Genomic DNA, 21,531 nt, shown 5'->3' with positions numbered 1-21,531 from the left:
TATTATTTTAAGGTTTTATTTATGGTTTAGCAGGAACAGGTAGATTAGTGGCATTCGTTTGGTTAATGGTAGAATTTGCAGCCCCAGAAGGAGTACAAGCTTCTGGATCACTTCCTGTTGGTAATGGGGTGTTCCATTCATTCCCTGAACAAGTCACTCCAGCAGGTGGATCAATGTGTAACTCAATCTTCCAATATTCCGCAATATTCTTGAGCATCAATTCACACTCGTCTAAAGCAGGAACCAAACAATACTCAATGTTAACGCCCCCTACTTGATGGACACAAGTAATTCTGTTAATTGGAGTAGGAGGTGTTACAGCACATTGCCCTTTGCATTTTAAAACCAATTGATCGACAACTGCTTCAACCTCTGCTGCGGTTACATAATTGACATTTTGGGTAGAACACTGTCCTACGCCCCAACAAGCTCTTTGGAACATTTCAACCACTTCCTTTCTAAATTCATCTCGTCGATTTTCGCAGGTAACTTCGCAAGCGTCAACCATGCCATTGATCTCAGCCGTAATTCCAGCATCTGTAGCAGCACAGTTTGACTTGTCTAAAGAGATGGTATTACTATTGATAATAGTTGCGCCTTCAGGATAACCCATTTTCCAATCGTTTTGAATGTCCTGAATACAGTTTAAGAATAATTTTCGTTGCCCGAAATTCCATTCATCATGGCTACTATTGGAGCTGTTACAGGCATTGGTTGCTGTTTCAGAATAACTATAAGCAGACTCACAGGTTAGGCAACTAAACGGTTTATCGATATTAGATAATAAAAGAGTCTTCGTACCAAATGGAAAAACTGGATCGGTCCAACTAACCCCATCCCAAGGATGTGATAAGGTGCCTGGTGCATTACGCCCCCAATATTCATAGTATTTAAAGGCAAAAACAGGATTTTGAATAAATGGCAACTCTGGAATCAAATGGTCTTCGTGGTTCGCCATAAATCCTTCTCGCTCTCCATAATACTCTGCTATTTCATCGGCATAACCAGGGATGGTAACCACACTTCCCCCAACTGTTTGCTGATAACCAGCGCTTCCTATAGAAGTAAGGGTACCATTTACCAAAGGCACATCAAAGGTATTAAAGGCCATGGAAGCCGCTGGGCTATGTTGAGTGGTTGTATTGATATGTGTTCTAGCATCCGCATCACTAACTTCATCAATCAAGCGAGCATATTTAGCTCCTGCACACTCCAAAAAGCGCTGTGGTAAATGAGAAGGGCTTAATGGAATATTGCTAAATACAGGTTGAGCACCATTATTATTTTGGTCATTGGTCATATTTTGGTTCAACTTATCTCCAAAAAGAAAGCGAATGATCCAAGGAATGTTATTGTTCACTTCGTCCATATAAGAACCGCTGCCTGCATCATTGTCAATGGTAGCATCCATATCGCTAGGCATTGAAATCGCACTCCTATTGTCCAATAATTTGCTAAATACACTAACAATATTTGTCCAACAACCAATGAGTTCGTTCACATCATATTGAGTTTCTCGTAAGGTAGCCAAAGCCGCAGCATCTAATTTTAGCCAAGCTCCTGCATTGGCGTTAGCCGTAGGGTCAAAATAGATGTATTCATTAAAGGTAGGGCTAACAGGATCATCATCAAATTGAACACTATTAGGATAATATTCATCATTGAGCATGTGCCAAATCATTCGATTGAATTGATTGGCGTTCAAAATCTTCAAGGCATCATTATCCACTGGAATCGCATTAAGAGCAGTCGTATATTTTGTCAAAAAAGTAGCATCCATTTGCTCCCATGCACTATTGTCCCAATTCCAGTATTTATAACCATTAAAATAAGTAGAGAAATCACTAGCAGGCAAGTCCAATCCTCCATTGTCTAGGAAATACTCCAAAAAAGGAGGATAGTCAAAATTAATGGCGCTCCCATCATTCGGTGCATAAGTATAAGGTGCCTGTTGCCCAATATTTAGCGCTCTTTTCTTTTTTTGAATTTCTGAAGAAATCTCAGTAGGGTCACCATCACAGTTGTGAAGAATGAGTTTTATCTCATCTACTTCAGCTTCATCAACAGAAGAAGTCAAGTTCCCTGTGTAAATCATATCTACCACAATTTGAGTAGGAAATCCTACAGGGCTACCTAATTGTATAAAATCAAAACTAGTAAAAGCACCTTGGAAAACACCATCTAATGCCGCTTCTAAGATTGCTTGTTCAGCAGCCGTTCGGCTGGTTCCTAAGTAAGTCTGAACGTGTCCAACTGCTGTACCTACATCAATCCAATCTTCGTCCTTTTCTACCTGATCCAACAAAATTCCGATCAATTCCATATAAGCAAGTACTTGCTTTTCTGTTTCTGCCAAATAGTCGTCAATTTTATTTGAAAGAGAATTCCCTAGTACTTTTACTTCTTTAATCACTTCATAAGTTCCCTTTCTTAAATTCAAGGTAGTTCCAATAGGAATCATAGAGACAGGAGTACATCCACTTACCGAGGTTTCCGTGTGTTGAAACACCTCAATTTTAAATTTTTCTGGATCAATTAAAGTTCCCCAATCTGGATCGTTTCCTGTTGTAAGTACTTTCTTGATTGTAACGGTTACTTCATAAGAACAACTACTCGCACTGGCCAAACATAAGGGTAAGTTTGTCCCCCCTCCTGAACAACCAGGTGGCACGTAGTTAATTTGAAAGTTGGGAACATCTTGTGAAAGAATCAGTTGTTTACTGTTTACAAAACGGTCATTTTGATACTGCCCTAGATGCAAAGCCTCAGTAAGTTGAAGGGTATTAACCTTAGGGCTTGCAGGGTCTTGAACCGATTCTAAGGGATAGTCTCCGTCAGGATCATAAGGTTCTGCCAATGCAGTAGCTAGCGTTTTGCCCGATTTTGAAGTATAAGTGATAGAAGTTGTTCCATTCGGATCTGTAACGACTTGTTTACTAACGTTAGCAGGATTAGGCGCTTCTGCCCCAAAAATAGAGACCAACTCGGCATCCTCTACACCAACTTGAATATCGGTTGTCGTTGTTCTCCCTCTACCTGCCGCTCGTGTACCAACCATATGCGTTTTTCCTACACCACTTTGTTCCGTCACACGCCCCAAACCATCATTGCTATAGATAGATCTCGTAAACGGATAACCTTGAGCATCTGGAATGGTTTGATCTGGGTTTTGATCAGAATAATAGCTGTGATCTCCTACATTAGAAACTCTATCAGGGTTATACAATTTATCATCTGTTGCATAATCCTCTAATTTATACAATTCGTTTGTCGTCGCTGATTTGACATGTTTTTCTCTATACCCATTCATATAACCATCAACAGGAACTGGCATCACAGCAATAGAAGAACGCCCCAAATGATCGTATAAGGTTTGCCCTACAATTGTTTTTCCCTCAGCAGGTAGATACCCCTGTGTTTGACGAGGTCTAAGTAATTTGTCGGCATAAGTCATGTTCTCATAGACTTGCCCATCTTCTGTAAATGTTCTACTATAAATATAGTTGTCTTCCTTATCTGGATCTGCAAAATAAAAACAATCAAAAGAGGTAGCTGCCGTTAATTCTGTATAGCCCTGAGCATCAACAGGGTATCCAATTTCAGACCATTTTCCCCAATTCAGATTGTGCCCTAAGCCTCCATCGTAATAATTCCCCATAGGGCGAATTCTCCAAAGATAATAGCCTTCGCCTTCTGATGGTCTAAACTTTAACTTATAGATTCCATTGTCCATTAACTTCTCTTCTGGTATAATAAAGGACAAGGCTTTAGACCAATCTACTTTGGTTTTGATGTGCTTTTCATTAACTAGATCGTCTTGCTCTAACGCTGTGTTTTCTAATTTTAGCAATTGAAATTCATAAAATGGGCTGTATACATTATAAAACGAATTATTAGTATGAACGACATTAGAGGGAGAACTGGCATCCCATTGAAATTCATAATAAGAAGACCCTGAGACTAATTGAGGAATCGCTCTTAGATTGGGTTCAATCATAAAGAAACTCGTTGATGCTCCCCAGCCAATATCAATCCCCAAATCCAATTCGTAACAAACCTCAACAATGATATTAGGGCTTGTTTGGGGATTTTGTAGCTCAGTAGGAATTCGAGCTCCAGAAACGGTTGTTCCTGAAACCGTCAAGTCGTCCAAAGCATAAATCACATTACTAGTTAAGCTATAAGGATTGGGTGATCCAGGGTTTAACAAGTTAGGCGCAGGAATATTTAGGCTATAGATCGCCTCTGGTTGTGTTTGCGAGAGTGTAATTCTTTCATTAAAATTGGTAGTAGATATTGGAGCACCACTATGGTCTAAAATTCTTCCCCCTAAATAGAAATCCAATTCAAAATCAGCTCCATTGCCATAAGGGAAGACGCCATTTTCCTCAATTGCTACTCTAATTTTAACCTGTGTATTTGATAATTTATGGTTGACTAAATTATGAATATTGCCAGGTATCTCTATTGGCAAGTCTGGGTATACTTGATCTCCAGCCCAACCCAATGGTTGGCATTCAGTATGCTGCCCAAGCGTCTTTGCAACTACTGAAATTAAAAAGAATAATGATAAATAAAATTTCATGATAGACTTTAGTTTTGTTTAGACCTCTACAACAGAGAACCCTTCATATTTTTTTAATAATTTCCCATTTGAATCAAAAATTTTTGAGCGAGCAGTCGTAAACAATTTCACATTTGCACGTTTATCCAAAATAAGATATTTGAACTCTATTTGTTTGATGGGAGATTGATCAACCATACGCAAAACAATTCGTTTCATTTGTAGTGTTGCAGCCTCAAATTCTATTTCTAAGCGGACGGTCTTAGTGAGTTCTCGCATTTCCTCAGAAGGAACAATGGTAAACCTTCTAATTTTGCTCCCTTTTGGTGATTGTTCACTAATAGAAGCCGTTTTCCAAAGCTTGTTTAGAATAGGTTGGATAGAAGCCCCTTTCATTTCCGTTTTAGCCTTTTCAACATCTTTTAACACCAAGATTTTTTTTGCCTGTTTGTAAACAGCATAAGCCTTTTCGGAATCTGCAAAAAAGTCCATATGTTCAGAAGTCATGCTTTCTACCAGCCCTTTCTGTTTTAAATCTACTTCTACCACCTGAGGCACATCGGATCGATTAGCAGTAATCGATGTCTGCACATATCTAATGTGTAAATTGGTCGCATTATCTCGTTCGATTGATTGGGTTACTTTTTTAGTCAATGCTAATAAATCTTCTTGTGCAAAAGCATTGGGCAAAGCAAAAAGCAAACAACTCACCCATAGAAGGGGATAAATGATATAGTTCATTTTTTTTATTTTAATAGTTGATTGGGTTAACCGTAAGCTTGGCAATCATTCCGAAGGAATAATTGCCAAGCAACGATTATTTTTATTTGGTAACTTGATAAGTAGCAGGGGTATGCCCTTGATTTTCTTGAATGGTCTTTGTTCCCTGTTCTGTCTCAATTAATGTTCGAACCAAACCGCCTTCATCGTTGTACTGATAAAAAGAGCCAAAATGTTCCGAACCAAAAGAAGCGATTAATTGAAATGATTTAGGACTGTATACATTGGTCGTCATTTCTGAATTAGTAGGCTGAATACGAACATCATCAATATCAATAGAGGATAAAGCATTGTTGTCAAAGTCTACTCCTGTAACGCCAAGTTGTAATGCACAGGTTGTTCCAGCAGTAATGCCTGCTAAATGTGTCGCTACATCAAACTTAAATTCTAATAAAACCCACTCTCCTACTTGTGCGATTTTTTTCTCATTGGATGCCGTGGCTATTGTAGTACCTGAATTCACCAATTGAACGTTTAGATGGTTGTTTTTGCCAAAAAGAACTTTTGAGTTTCTACCCACCAACTCATTCTTAGCCCAAAGTCGAACCATAAAACCATTGCCTAACATGGGGTCTAATACTCGATTGGACACCACCAAATTATCGATTATCACAGTAGGCGTAGTGCCAAGTTTCAAACCATTTTCTCCCGCATGTCCCGAAGTTTTTAGGCTAGGAGTAGCTGAGAATTGCCCTTGGAATGTTTCGTCTTCAAAGCTTTCAAAGCCTATCGTATTGTATTCTCCATTTTGAGCCAATGCAGTATTTAGGAATTTGTTATAGCCATATTTAGCAGCACTAGGGATATCGGCAATTACATTGCGCTCCTCTAAAGAAGAACCATTCGGTGAATATTTAGATACCTCTGAAATAACAGTCCAATCCGAATTTGTTCCTCCCCAATCGAACATAGCAAAATGATCAAAGAAACCACTATTGTAAGCTTTTTGTCCTTTTTCTCCCCAACTCAACGCTCCTTTATCATTAGCAGAAGAAGCCTCTGTAGTTGGATCATAAATATAGGTTTTGTCTACTCGATACAACTCATTTAATGTTGTTGCATAGCTTGAAATTTCTTGTGTGGTGGTCGTTGGATCCAGTACATATTCTCTAATAATAGGATCCTCTACACCAGAAACAGAACCATCATCAAACCAATCGCCTTTTCGCAAAGTCATTGCTTTTGCTCCCAATACATTTTTAGGCGCAGCAGCCCAACCATTTACTCCTGAAGCATGGGCTAAGGGGTTCCCCTCTTCGCCATAAGAAGTAACCGAGCCAACTGTTCCAGTCAATTGATTGGTATTGGTAGGGTCTAGTGCTTTTTGCCCCATGCTAGGATAAAACCATGCTGCTGGCAAATTCCAATTGTATACCTCTCCGCTATGAAGTACCGTCTGAGGATTTGCAGGATCGGAATAATCAGCAACAATCGTTCGGTCATAGCCATCTGTTGTTTTACTCAAGATTGGTGACCCCGTCAATTCTGAAAAAGCCAAATGTTCAACCACACTGCTGGCGTTGTTCATCGTCGTTTCTACTGACTTAACAATGGCTGGGAAATACAAGCTTCTTGTTGTCATATGACGAGCCATTCCCTTTTCGCCAAAGGTAAAATTGAAACCAAATTGAGGCGACACCTTAAAGGCACCAAAATAAGTCACCAACAAACCTAAGTCCATACTCGATCGAATGCTTTGGTCGTAAACAGCTTGTGCTGTCATGGTTATATCATCTTCTAAGCCCAGATGACGTTCTTTCATTTTGTATTCTCCCAACTGAGCATCATAAGATAAGGTCGGTACTTTTTCGCCAGGCTGATAATAATCGTAGGCAACTCTTGAAGTCAAGGAAATATTAGGATTCGAACTGCTAGAAAAATATAAATCTCTATTGGAGAAATAAAGTCGATCATAAGTCCCTCCATAGGTTGATTCCGCCCGTACCTGACCATTCATATTGGTTTGGATAAATAAGAACGATTGAGCTAGCCATCTATAATCCAAGTTATAATTAAAAATACCCAACGATAAAGGAATCGCCGTTCCTCTTCGGTAGTTTCTACGTTTGTCATAATCGTGGGGTTGCCCACCTCCTAAATTAGTTTGTTCAACGCTGCTACTACCATTTAGGATACCATAATCATCTTTGTTGGCATCAAAGTACATTTTGGTGGGGTAATAATCGTGGGTAAAATACTCCTTGACCGTAAAGCCACCAGATTGCTTACTTGCGGTATGATCGCCTGATAAATTAATATTAGACATCACAATTCTGCTATAGTTAACCGCAGGAGGAGGCAGCATAAATTCACCATAAGGCATTTCTCCTTCTTCTCGATCTCTCCCTGCAAAAATCTTAGAAAAGAAATCTTGGCTGTTGCGTTTTTCGTAATGAATCAAGGCGTTTTCTTCTCTGCCTTCCATTGGCTCATTGGTAGCCACACCACTACAAGTACCATCTTCTCGAACATAATCGTATTCTGTCCCAAACAACTGCGCATCACCACTTTCCATTCCCTCATCATACATCAATACTCTTTTCACTCGAACGCCACCACCACGTTTAGGATTTACCAATGGAACTCGTATATAAGAGGCCTCATAATTTAAGTATTTGCAGGCATCCACATATTCGGGTAAACTCTTTGCTGCAAAATTTTGATCCATTCGGTCAAATTGCGCTTGTGCTCCCAAATCAGCAGATGGATTGCCACTGCCCTCTACGTTATTTTTAAAGGCATAATAGTTAAATGTTGCCGTTGAAGGGATTGGGCTGTCTTGGTATTCAAAGCCTGTATTTTTATGACTCACATATTGTATATAATCGTAGCATAACTGCCTTGGGATGTCCTTTCGATCAGCAAACCAACCATTGTTCATAGGGTTACCTATCGACAAATAAACGCCATCCGCATCTACCCCTACACTTCTAATAATTGCATAGCCCGATATATACTCTTCGGATTCTACATCGTCGTTATCCAGCCTGTATTTAAACTTAAAATAAACTCGATTTTCTTGAGCTGTTTCTTGTACGTTCTGAGGTTCGTAACGGTAATAATTAGCATTTGCAGGGTCTGTTGTTTTAGCAACATCCTTCTTCTTCATGTACATATGTCGCAAAACATCAACTAAGAATTTCTTTTTCTCTATATCACCAGCAATTCCCATCTCCTCCAAATTGAGGTAGAATTTATTTCTTTGTTCTTCCCCTGGTGCACTAGCGTCGGGAACATTATCATCATCGTAAGAAACAATCGGCTTTAGACTAATCATTCCCAACGCTTTTTGATCTTGGACTTTATGATAAGTTTTTTCCTCGTATTGCACTAAAATTTCTCCACCAGAAGGTAATTTTATTTGTTTCAACATCCAGGCGGCAGGATCGTAGTCCTTGGGCTGGGTATAATTCCCTTGGTACAACCAATGTTTGTCTGCCAATCGTCTATTTTCGCCATCATACGCCCAATTGCCCCAACGTCCCATTGCTTCTGGGCTAAAGTTAGGGGTTTCTGCCCCTGCGTTATAAGAGGGCCAATCGCCTGTTGCTCCAAATAGATGAGGATACCTACTTTGGATCACTGCATCAAAATCAGTTGCCTTTTTATACTCATATTCAAACTGATAAGGGCTTACTTTATAAGACTTAACCCCTTGATATTCAAACCACACCTTTTTTAAGGTTAATTTCCCACTATTGTTCATACCATTTTCATCCAAAACAGGATTTTCCCATGCTCGACCAAAGTAGTTATTAAATACGTTTGTCCAAGAAGAATAATCATAATCAAAATGCGTGGTAACTAAGGGTTTCGATAAATCACTTTTAGCAAATAAAATGATCTTTTCTAGTTTTTCAACATCCTGATCTCCTCCTTTAGAATCTTTCTCATTTAAGGCATTTTTAGGCAAGGTAAACTCCGTTCCATTGTTGGCTGGAAAATCTGTCACCCCTGCATTATTAGTCCCCGCTCCTGCATCCGCTGGCGTTTCAAAAACCTGCCCTAGACCATCGTATCTAATATCTCCAGATCCATCGTACTCATCAACTGCTAACAAGGGATCTAAATGCGCAAAATCTTTGCTTGCATCCGTTTTATTGGTAATAAAAATAGCGATATGCGACTTGGTTTCTACTGCATTCAAATAATAGTTTTCTCTCAAACCACTAGATACCGTTCCCATATCATCGCCTTTCTTTGCCTGCTCATTTTTTTGGTAATCCAATCCCGTATAAGGCGTTCTAAATCGATACCAATTGTTATATGCTTCTGTGGCTACATTCTGTCCTCTAGTCCAACGGCGGTAATCAAAAGCTGTATAGCCTCCAAAATCGTCCGTGGTAGGTCCATCTCCTTTCAAATCAACATAATCAGGCGTTGTAATTTGTGTCATCAAATAAGTATTGGCATACCATTCCTTTAGTTCCTGTCCTAGTTTGATTTCCAAATCGCCTTCTTCCGCAACATCAGGGTATGCAATTGTCCCTTTTCGTTCTTCTTGTGCGCCTGTTGCATGAGCAGGGTCAATTTTTTTCCCTAAACCTGCATCTGCTCCATTCCCCCAATGTGCCTCTCCTGTGATGTCAACACCATAAGAAAAACTAGCTTCATCTCTTACATAAACAGGCAATCCATAAGTATACTGATTACCATCAGGATTCCACACCTTTATTTGCGCAATGTGTTCTTTTAATGTTAAGTTTGCTACCGAACCATTTTGATCGATTTTAGTACCGCTAGGGCTAGCAGGAACTTCATCTATAAATTTTAAGATGCGATCACTTTTTTCAAATGCTTTCGTTTTATCAATCCCTCCATTAATCGTATCATGAAGATCAACATTTCGAACATACTCCATATAAGAAGCTTGCCCCTTATAATAATCATCGTTGGGTCCTCCACTAGAACTAGCTCCTGTATATCTTTCTTGGGCAATATACTTGCTGATATTGGGTACATTCATATCTGTACCACCATCTATTTGAGTTGAACCACTCTTGATTTTGCCAAAAAAGCCTCCTCTAAAATCTTTTACTATATTTTGTAAATCGTCAGGGTTAGGGAAAATATCTGTATTGTTCAATTCTGCATACAGTAAGGCTCCTCCCATATCATTTTTTGCTCTAAAAAAAGGCAGCGATCCATCAAATTCATAGAAGTCAACTTTAGAATCATGATCGGGGTCCAAATGCCCTGTTTCATCTCTCAATAGCCATCGTTTGGAGTCGATGGTCGATTTATTGATAAATTGAAAAGTTGCCCCCAAGGTAAGCCCAAGTCCTGCATCACCTTTATCATTTAGCACAAAACCACCACCACCATTGATGCTAGGAACAATCGTAGGGTCTTTAGTCATTCCACCTGCCAAAAAATCAGGATAATAATGCCCTACTTTGTTATGGTGCAACCTATAAGTCCCTGCTAGACCTTCACCGATCGCATTAAAGTAATCTGCATTATTATAAGGAATACCAATAATTTTATCTCTAGGAGAATAGGTTGAATTTTTTTCAATCCCAAAATCACTCATTACATGATCTCCATCTATATCATGATTAACATGGTCTGTTTTATTGGGGTTATACATATAACCATAAGCTTGGTAATCCACTTGTGGTTGCGAAGCCTGAAGGTTAAAATTTTGAATTCTATTGTAAGAAGCTGTTACAGGTCCTAATAGCAATTTAGCAGTTCCCCCAAATGTTAGGTTCAATCCTCTATGAGGCTTTACCGATGCGGCTACAGAAGCACCAGTATGTGCAAAGATGCCCGACATACTCACCGTCAACTTAGGTGTTCCAACCGCCTGTTTTAGAAAGGACTTACCAAACTCCTTTACTTCTTTCTGAAAAGCAGCCCTTTTGCCCTCTTTTATTTTTTTATTTAATCTTAAACCAATCGATACCGATGCGTCAAAGGTCACATCTCTACCCGATATGTTAAAAGATGCTCCAACTCCTGCTGTCAAAGGGGCATCTTTTACATTAAAAGAGCCACCCAAACCAATTGAATGAACTTGTGAATATCCAGATATATTATTAAAGGAATTCATTACATTATAAGAAACACCCAAGCCGAAAGAGCCATTTCCAGAACTACCATTTTTAGACTCGTTATCTTTGCTTATGTTTACAGATACCCCTGCCCCATCTGTGCGAGTAAACGTCCAAGTTGGTTTTATTTGGTTGTATTCTGTTACTTCTCCTTTATAATCATCAGGCAATCCTTTTTTTGAGCGACTCAAAGCTCCTGGATTCAAGGTCCAATTATGACCAACCCAAGATGACTCCATGCCCATTGCAGGATTTGCATCATAAGACAAGGAGAGCGCATAGCCTCCACCATCTGCACCAGGGACATTTAATACTGGTAAATTATATTGAAAGTCACCTGTAAATGGATTCACCATATTGGTGGTCGCAACAGGTGTGAACTTCTGAAACTCAGGTTGGGATGGTCCTGAAGTAAGTGCATATGCCGATGTTGGATATACCATTGTCTCCATAATCATGCATATCAATAGCGACCAAGCAACTCTCTTTTTGAAAGCTCTCGTTTGTTGAATCATAACGTCATTGATTAGTTAAAGTGGTTTAATTTTATTTAGTTATCGTTAGCTTTGGTATTTTATCTAAATCGCTTTTATAGAAAAGAAAATGATGTCTTCCTGTTCCATAAATATCATCGTTAAATATTAGATCCATTTTTTTAACATTAGCCCAAGCCTCCTTAATGTCTTCTTTGGCAAAGACAATGTTTATCAAACGATGTTGGGTTAAACCATACACATTTTCGGTTTCTACCAAAACAGGTTTAAGCTCTTGGTCACCTACTTTTAAACGAATCAACTTCTGTAGTTCAAAATTGATGGTAAAAGCCTGCTCTTTAAATTCGCTTAAAGAACCAACCGTTTCGGTCATCACATCAAACTTAACATCTGCGTCCTCTGAAGGAGCTACTTTTAGGATAAAATTGAGACTTGAATCGTATTCCTCTTTTAAGCTATCTTGTAATAATGTAGGCGATTCTTTTTGTGATCGGTATAAATAAAAGTCGGTCGGTATGTATTTTACACTAAATGATAAAGCACCTATATTCTTTATTTTCAGCAAGCCATTACTAACGGTGTTGATGTATTTGTAATAGTCTTTTATATTATCGATGGATTGATTGCAACTCAAAAAACAAACGGCAACCAATAAAAATAAAAGCGCAAGGGAGCTGTTTTTTAGATTATTCACCTCTATATTTTTGATTGATAAAATTTAAGACATCATCTGTTACATCATAGCCTTTTCCACCATATACTAGACTGCTCGAAGTACCTGCTCCTATTATTAGGTCGTATCCATTTTTCAAGGCATATTCTTTTAAGTAGGCATCAATTTGTTTAATAACTGATTGTGTTAATTTTTGATCCTCTTCTAACTTCATCTTTTCTACAGACTCATGGTACTTATTAAATACCTGTTCTTGCTGTTGTAGTTTGCGACCTAATTTTGCTTTTTCTTCTAGATGTAGTTTTTCTCCATGTGTATCATAACTGATAAAAGTAGCTCGATAACTTTTAGACAAAGAGTCTAAATTATCTCCCCATTTTTTGGTTTTAGCCTCTAATACTTTATAGGATTCAATGGTTCCCAAATAATTTTCAAAAAGGTACTCCGAATGTACATAAGCAACCTTAGGTTGGCTGTTCATTCCTATGGTTAACCAAATCATCCAAACAGTTAAAACCGTCACAGATAGTAATTGTAATAGGGTGGTTCGTTTCATAAGTAGTAGTGAAATTTTAGACAAAAAATTGATTCTAGGGATTTGCGCAAAGTTACCCTATCCCCATACTTATTCCAAGGCCCAAAAATGAAATGAGCATACAAACCAATGAATAAACCATTTCGAATAATCAATAGTACATTCTATCTAATAAATAAATATTACTTATTTATTTTAAAATAATTCACCTTCCAAATCGCCCTCCAAAACTCAGGCTAAAATGCAGCAATTCATAGCACTGAAAAACAAGAACATAGCCAGCATAAATACCAATATTCCATGGTTAAAATCCAAAAAGGTTAGGATAATTATTCCGTATTAGGAAGCATTTACCCCTCCTAAGTAAAAAATCTACAGCCCTTTAAAACAAAATAATAAGTCATAAAATTCATTTTCACCAATTTATAATTTAAACAAATATTATTTTACAAAATAAAAATGTATATTTACAACTTATCCCTCGCTTAACAGAATTACATTTATTATTGGTTCATCAAGAAAATTCCCACTTACCCTCCTGGAATTTTCCCAAAAACCAACTTCGTATTAAACTAGTCATTTATTTTATGAAACAACTCGCCTCAGTTGTGCTCCTGCTAATGCTCTGCACAACAACAATCTTCGCTCAGAATCCAACAACAACGATTCAAGAATTTTTGGATAAAAATCATGCTACACAACAATTAACAAAGGAGGATATTTCTGATTGGGTCATCACCAGTCATCACACCTCCAATACTAGTGGTGTACTGCATGTTTATATTCAGCAAAAACATCAAGGTATAAAAGTAAGCAATGGGATTGCCAATTTTGCCCTCAAAAACAAACAAGTATTGAGCATGGGCAACCGTTTGATTAGCAACTTGCACCAAAAAGCAACCTACAGCAGTCCTGCCATCAATCCAGTACAAGCGATTGAGCGAGCAAGCCAACATTTAGGACTCCATAAGCCTACTGATTTGAGGGCATTAGACCCAATCAATAACAAACACTTTATTTACAATAAAGGAGGCATTTCCAAAGAAAATATTCCAGTAGAATTGATGTATTATGCCGTATCTGATACAGAAGTAAAATTAGTCTGGAATTTATCTATTTATACCCTAGATGCTCAACATTGGTGGTCGGTCTGTATTGATGCTCAAAATGGGGAGCTTGTCCACAAAAACGATTGGGTGATTCATTGTAATTTTGAACATTCTCCTTTTACGAAGTGCAATAATGCTCAACATAATCTAAAAAGCCCCACTAATTTTGCTGCACCTGAAACCATTTTGCAACCAGATCAATATACTGTATTTGCTTTGCCTGTAGAGAGCCCGAATCATGGAGGACGTTCGATTGTTACCAATCCTGCCGACACCCTTGCTTCGCCTTATGGGTGGCATGATACCAATGGAGCCAATGGAGCAGAATATACCATTACCAGAGGGAATAATGTGCATGCTTATGATGATGTTGCCGATAATAACAGCCCAGGATTCAGCCCTGATGGAGGCGCTGTTTTAGAATTTAATTTTCCCTACACATCTACTAGTGCTCCTAGTACCTATCAAGCGGCTGCCATCACCAATTTATTTTATATGAATAATATGATGCACGATATTTGGTATCGCTATGGTTTTGATGAAGCAAGTGGTAATTTTCAATTTAACAACTATGGTCGTGGAGGAGCTGATAATGATTATGTTTTTGCAGAAGCCCAAGACGGAGGAGGTACAAACAATGCAAATTTTGCAACTCCAGGAGATGGGGCAAATCCTAGGATGCAAATGTATCTTTGGAACAGTGGTGGCAGCGGCGGCAATTACCTAACGGTTAATACTCCAAGTGGAATTGCTGGAAGTTATAGCGCTGCTGATGCTACCTTTGGACCTGGTTTGCCAAACGTTCCGATTACAGCAAATTTAGCATTGGTAGAGGACAATACCCCCCCTATTAATGATGCCTGTGAAACGATTATCAATGCTGCTACTGTAGCGGGGAAAATAGCGGTTATCGATCGTGGCAATTGCTCTTTTGTTGCCAAAGTAGAAGCAGCTCAAAATGCTGGTGCATTGGCTGTTATTGTTATCAACAATGCTACTGGTGCACCTTTTCAAATGGGAGGCACAAGTACTACGGTTACAATTCCTTCTATTATGATCACCCAAACGGATGGAAACGCAATCAAAGCGCAAATGGCTACTGGTACTGTCAATGGAACCATTAGCAATGGCGGTACTGTGGCCAATGCCAAAGATGGTGATTTGGATAATGGTATCATTGCACATGAATACGGGCATGGCATTTCTACCCGTCTAACAGGTGGTGCCAATAATCCAAACTGCTTGAGCAATCCTGAACAAATGGGAGAAGGCTGGAGCGACTGGTTTGGCTTGATGTTAACCATTGAAGCAGGAGATTTAGGCACGGATGTACGAGGAATTGGCACCTATGCTTCAGGACAAGCCACCACAGGACAAGGCATTCGCCCTGCTCCTTATTCTACTGATTTTGCTGTCAATCCATACACTTATGGTGCTTCCAATAACACAGGTCAAATATCAGAGCCACATGGCGTTGGATTTATCTTTGCAACTGTACTTTGGGATCTAAATTGGGCGTTGATTGCTCAGTATGGAGGTAGTCCTGACTTTGACTTGTACAATGGTACAGGTGGGAATAATATTGCCATGAATTTGGTCATTGAAGGACTTAAATTACAACCTTGTAACCCTGGTATGATTGACGGTCGAGATGCCATTTTGCAGGCAGATCAATTATTGTATAATGGCATTCACCAATGTTTGATTTGGGATGTATTTGCAACTAGGGGATTCGGTTATAGTGCTAGTCAAGGTAGCTCAGGTAGCCGTAGCGACCAGACCGAAGCATTTGACTTACCAACCAATTGCCAAACAGCAACCGCCCCCCCATCAGCCGCATTTAGCCCTAATAGTGCAACAGCTTGTATTACTACTGTTTCATTTACCGATAATAGTACTGATATTCCCCAATCTTGGTTGTGGGATTTTGGAGACGGGACAACTTCTACCCTGCAAAACCCCACGCATATCTATAATGCTAGCGGTACTTACACTGTAAAATTAGTGGTTTCTAATACAATTGGCGCAGATTCTAGCAGCCAACAAATTACGATTACATTACCTCCTACTCCCATCGCCAATGCGGTAGAAGTTTGTGCTGGTGATACGGCTTATATTCCTGCAATAACCACAGGCATTGTTCAATGGAGAAATACAGCCAATACCATTATCCATATAGGAGATACCTTGGTTGTCCCCAATACGGGTTCTTTTCAAACCTATTATGTAGAAAATGCCGTTGGAGCTGCTTCTCAGTATGTAGGACCTAACAATTCTTCAATTGGGGCTGGTGGTTATCACTCTTCAGCCTATCATGGTGCTCTTAATTTTACAGCCAATCAACCTTTTGAAATTGTATCAGCGTGGGTAGATGCTGATGGAGCGGGTCCTCGCACCATCTATTTAGCAACAGGCAGCAACACCAATGGTACACCACCTAGTGGATCAGATATTGTGGATCAAGTTACTGTCAATTTAACCAATGGTCCACAGCGTATTCATTTAAATCTAACTGTTCCTTCTTCTGGTAGTTATAATATAGGAGGCAACAATGTCGATCTATTTAGAAATAGCTCTGGTGCTAATTATCCTTATTCGTTAAATGGTTATATGACCATCAATAATTCATCCGCAACAAGCAGCCCTACAGGTTATTACTATTATTTATACGATCTAGAAGTTCGAGATCCTCAATGTATCTCTGCACTAGATACCGTTACCGTTACTCCTGTGGTTAGCAATTTTTCCTATATAGATAATGGAGGAGTCGTCAATTTTACAGATGCGTCTATCGGTGCGACTAGTTGGCTATGGGATTTTGGCGATAATAATACTTCGACCTTACAGAATCCTGTACATAGTTATGCATCTCCTGGCACTTACACCATCTCTTTAACGATTAACAATGGTGCTTGTACCAGCACACAAACCTTCTCTGTTGTTGTTGGGCTGTTTAAGGTCAGTGAACACTTACCGAATATCACATTGCTCCCCAATCCAAGCAGTGGTTTAGCCAGCCTTATTCTGGATCAAAAAATAGATGAAGATTTAACGGTTCAAGTTGTTGATGTAAGTGGAAAAGTGCTACGTTCTACAATACTACCTAGGGGAACTACCGCCTTGAATTTAGAGCTTTCTGCGCTCCCTGCTGCAATTTATTTTGTACAAATAAAAGGAGCTGAATTTTCTGAAACTCGAAAATTAATTATAAAATAGCCATCATTAAACAAATATAAATCCTTGTTGTTCAATATTAAGCAGCAAGGATTTATGTTATTCCTCTACTTTTTAAGCAAAATTGCCTATTTTTGTAGAACGTTCCCCACAAAAGATTTTAATTGTTATTGCTTTGTACGTTTATACTTTACTGCTGCTCTGTCGCACTTTTGGTGTGTCTTACAAAATAGTTGAATGCATCATTGTTTGATAGAAAATATTTTACCCACTTTTAGCACTAAGAACCTTATACAATTATCTTCTAGGCAGTTTGAAGGTTAAGCTTCAGGATTTGCTGCACAGAAATGTACAATATGTATTTAAATAATATCTCATGGAACGTTTCCCCCTATTCATGCTAAGTATCTTACTTAATACCAGTATACTTTTAGCGCAAACGCCTTCTACTATTATTCAACAATTTTTAGAAGAGCATTATATAGAACAAGCCCTAAGCTTAGAAGATATATCCAATTGGGTGATTACGAGCCAGCATAGATCTAGTACAAGTGGTGTTTTACATGTTTATATCCAACAACAATATCAAGGGATAAAAGTATCCAATGGACTTGCTAACTTTGCCATCAAAGACAAGCAAGTACTCAGTATGGGCAATCGCCTAGTGAGCAATTTACAACAAAAGGTCAATGCTACCCATCCCAAAATTCAGCCTCGTCAAGCCATTGAACTGGCTGCACAACATTTAGGCATTCGCTCTCCCAAGCATTTAAAACTACAAAAAACAATTCATCAACAATCCTTTATTTATAATACAGGCGGCATTTCTATTGAGGATATTCCTGTACAACTGATGTATTATGCCAATTCCGACACAGAAATGAAACTCGTTTGGGAGCTCTCTATTTATACGTTAGATGCGCAACATTGGTGGTCGGTATGCATTGATGCCCAAAATGGTGATTTAATTCATAAAAATGATTGGGTCGTTCATTGCAATTTTGACCATTCTGCTATTGCTAAATCGCCCTCCAATAGCTATAAACTGTCTGCATTAGACAACTGTCACACTCCCCCAACCGTTCTTCAGCCCGATCAATACCAAGTATTTGCACTCCCAGTAGAAAGTCCCATTCATGGTAGTCGTTCTACGCTAAGTAACCCTGCAAATTTGTTAGCATCTCCGTATGGCTGGCACGATACCAATGGAATCAGTGGCGCAGAACACACCATTACCCAAGGAAATAATGCATACGCCTACGAGGATTCACTGGGTAATAATATACCTGGATTTAGTCCTGATGGAGGGCCTCTTTTAGAATTTAATTTCCCTTATAATCCCAACCTTGCCCCTAGTGCTAATAAGTCTGCTGCTATCAGTAATTTATTTTATATGGTTAATACCATGCATGACATCTGGTACCACTATGGTTTTGATGATACGAGTGGTAATTTTCAATTCAACAACTATGGTCGTGGCGGTCTTGGAGGCGACCCTGTGCTTGCAGAAGCACAAGATGGTAGTGCCTTTAATACAGCCAGTTTTGCAACGCCTGCTGATGGATACAGCCCTAGATTACAGATGCATTTATGGAATATCAACGCAGGGGATTATCTTACCGTAAACAGCCCCGCCAGTATTGCTGGTAGTTATCATGCAGGGAGCGCCACCTTTGGCCCCCTTCCCCCTAGTTCCCCTATTATAGCGGACTTAGTTTTGGTAGAAGATAATATCCCCCCAATCTATAACGGCTGTGAAACCATTGTAAATAGTACGCAAGTTAATGGCAAAATTGCGATCATTCGTGATGATGCTTATTGCACCACAGAAGATAAAATCTTAGCCGCACAAAATGCAGGAGCTTTAGCCGTTATTATAATCAGCCAATTTCACGCTCCACTCCATTATATCAATGGAACCAATAGTAGCATCCTTATTCCTTCAATCCGCATTTCAAAAAGTGATGGAGATTCCCTCACTACTAAAATGGCAACAAGTTCTGTTAATGTCTCTATCCATGCCAGTACAACAAATAGTTATCCTGAAGATAGCGATTTTGACAATGGCTTAATTGCTCACGAATATGGGCATGGTATTACCAAACGACTAACAGGAGGAGCAGCCAATCCCAACTGCCTTAATAATGCTGAACAAATGGGAGAAGGTTGGAGTGATTGGTTTGCCCTTATGCTAACGATGGAGAGTGGCGACCAAGCTACAGATCCAAGGGGAATTGCAAACTATTCATCCAGACGAGCCACCACAGGGCAAGGTATTCGTCCAGCGCCTTATTCTACCGACTTTGCCATCAATCCGTATACTTATGGTGCTTCCAATAATATCCATCAAATATCCGAACCTCACGGAATTGGTTTTATTTTTGCGACTGTACTTTGGGATCTAAACTGGGCTTTAATTGCCCAATATGGAGGAAGTCCTGACCCTGACTTATACAATGGTACAGGGGGGAATAATATTGCCATGAATTTGATCATCGAATCCCTAAAATTACAACCTTGTAACCCAGGTATGCTTGATGGTCGAGATGCTATTTTGAAAGCAGACTCAATACTGTATAATAACGTTCATAAATGTTTGATTTGGAATGTATTTGCGACTAGGGGATTTGGCTATAGTGCTAGCCAAGGCAGCGCTACTAGTCGTAGCGATCAAGTAGAAGCCTTTGATTTACCCATCCAGTGTCAAATACCAATAACGGCTCCTTCTGCAACATTTTATTATACGAGCAACACCCCTTGTTCCCAAACCGTTTCTTTCAGAGATAACAGTACCCGTGTTCCTCAATCTTGGTTGTGGTATTTTGGAGATGGAGATAGTTCTACTCTCCAACATCCTGTGCATACTTATCCTTCTGAAGGAACATATACCGTTCGGTTAATCAGCTCCAATACAGTGGGTCGTGATACCATCGATCAATTAATAAGCATTGCTCCTCCCCCTGCTCCTATTGCGCACTCTATCGAAATTTGTGCAGGAGATACGGCTTATATTCCTGCAATTGCTACAGGAATTATTCAATGGAAAAACCAAAATAATGTCGTTGTTCATACTGGTGATAGTTTGATGATTTCCAATAGCTCGACAGCGCAGACTTATTATGTAGAAAATATGATCATTCCTAGCTCGTTATACATTGGCCCTTTGAATAAAAATATTGGTATAGGTGCTTATTTGCCCAATAATTCTTATCATGGGGCACTTAATTTTACGGCGAACCAAAGCATTGAAATTGTATCGGCTTGGGTCTTTTCCAATAGTTCAGGACCTCGTACCTTTTATCTAGTAGATGGGGTCAATACAGATGGTTCCCTTCCTTCTGGTTCTGACATTATAGAACAAGTTACTGTCGACCTAAATGGTGGCCCTCAACGGATTTTTTTAAATTTAACGGTTCCTGATTCTGGTGTTTATAATATAGGGACTAATCATTCGGGCTTCTTCTATAATACTTCTGGAGTAACTTATCCCTATGAAATAGAACATTATATGACCATAGACAGTTCTTCTAGTAATATTGCCCCTAATCATTATTATTATGCGCTATATGATTTAGAGATTCGAGAACCATCCTGTATTTCAGCAGCCGATACAGTTACGGTTAGCCCGTTAAATAGCAATTTTTCTTATACCGTTAATAATGGCACGGTTGATTTTACGGATTTTTCAGTAGGTGCAACAAGTTGGCATTGGAGTTTTGGAGACAACCAAAGCTCTACTCTGCAAAACCCCAGCCACAGTTATGCCTTATCAGGCAATTATACCGTATCGCTAACCATCAATAATGGTGCTTGTTCCAGCACTCGAAACTTCTCTGTTATTGTTGGGCTAACCGATATTAAAAAGCCTTCTTCTCAAATTGTAATTTCACCCAATCCTGCTACAAAGTCGGCTAATGTTATTTTAAAAGGCAAGATTGGGGGGGATTTAAACATCCGCCTAATAGACGTTACGGGCAAGGTTCTAAAAACAGAAATACTGCCAGAAGGCGAAGCTCTATTAAATGTAGACTTATCAGATTTGCCTGCTGCTGTTTATTTTGTACAAATTCAAAGCAAAGCCTTTACTGAAACTAAAAAATTGATCCTCCGTTAACGGCTCTGCATTCGTTCTACCAATCAAAAATC

At 39.1% G+C, this 21,531-nt stretch carries 7 protein-coding genes; 2 read left to right on the top strand and 5 right to left on the bottom strand.

The window, feature by feature from the left end; translation table 11 throughout:
• Positions 1–19 precede the first annotated feature (19 nt).
• The 5 genes from AsAng_RS05520 to AsAng_RS05500 all read right to left on the bottom strand — a co-directional run bounded on the left by AsAng_RS05520 (position 20) and on the right by AsAng_RS05500 (position 13,123).
• On the bottom strand, positions 20–4,585 hold the full coding sequence (locus tag AsAng_RS05520; protein ID WP_264791796.1) for a DUF6443 domain-containing protein: 4,566 nt from the start codon (positions 4,583–4,585) through the stop codon (positions 20–22).
• A gap of 18 nt (positions 4,586–4,603) precedes the next feature.
• Positions 4,604–5,305: a hypothetical protein gene (locus tag AsAng_RS05515; protein ID WP_264791795.1), complete on the bottom strand. Its 702-nt coding sequence runs from the start codon at positions 5,303–5,305 to the stop codon at positions 4,604–4,606.
• A gap of 82 nt (positions 5,306–5,387) precedes the next feature.
• Positions 5,388–11,915, bottom strand: a complete 6,528-nt coding sequence (locus AsAng_RS05510; RefSeq protein WP_264791794.1) for a hypothetical protein — start codon at positions 11,913–11,915, stop codon at positions 5,388–5,390.
• 31 nt (positions 11,916–11,946) lie between these two features.
• Complete coding sequence (locus tag AsAng_RS05505; protein ID WP_264791793.1) at positions 11,947–12,588, bottom strand: hypothetical protein; 642 nt, start codon at positions 12,586–12,588, stop codon at positions 11,947–11,949.
• Positions 12,581–13,123, bottom strand: a complete 543-nt coding sequence (locus tag AsAng_RS05500; protein WP_264791792.1) for an OmpH family outer membrane protein — start codon at positions 13,121–13,123, stop codon at positions 12,581–12,583. Before AsAng_RS05500 ends, AsAng_RS05505 begins: the two co-directional genes overlap by 8 nt.
• A gap of 566 nt (positions 13,124–13,689) precedes the next feature.
• Between AsAng_RS05500 and AsAng_RS05495 the strand changes: the two genes are divergently transcribed.
• Together AsAng_RS05495 and AsAng_RS05490 are read left to right on the top strand one after the other, a co-directional pair.
• Complete coding sequence (locus tag AsAng_RS05495) at positions 13,690–17,427, top strand: T9SS-dependent M36 family metallopeptidase (protein WP_264791791.1); 3,738 nt, start codon at positions 13,690–13,692, stop codon at positions 17,425–17,427.
• A gap of 334 nt (positions 17,428–17,761) precedes the next feature.
• Entirely contained in the window at positions 17,762–21,499 is a 3,738-nt protein-coding gene (locus tag AsAng_RS05490) for a T9SS-dependent M36 family metallopeptidase (RefSeq protein ID WP_264791790.1), read from the top strand.
• Positions 21,500–21,531: the final 32 nt, after the last annotated feature.

The sequence above is a fragment of the Aureispira anguillae genome, assembly GCF_026000115.1.
Lineage (GTDB): Bacteria > Bacteroidota > Bacteroidia > Chitinophagales > Saprospiraceae > Aureispira > Aureispira anguillae.
Note: the sequence above shows the minus strand (reverse complement) of the source record. Positions and strands in the feature narration are given on the sequence as shown.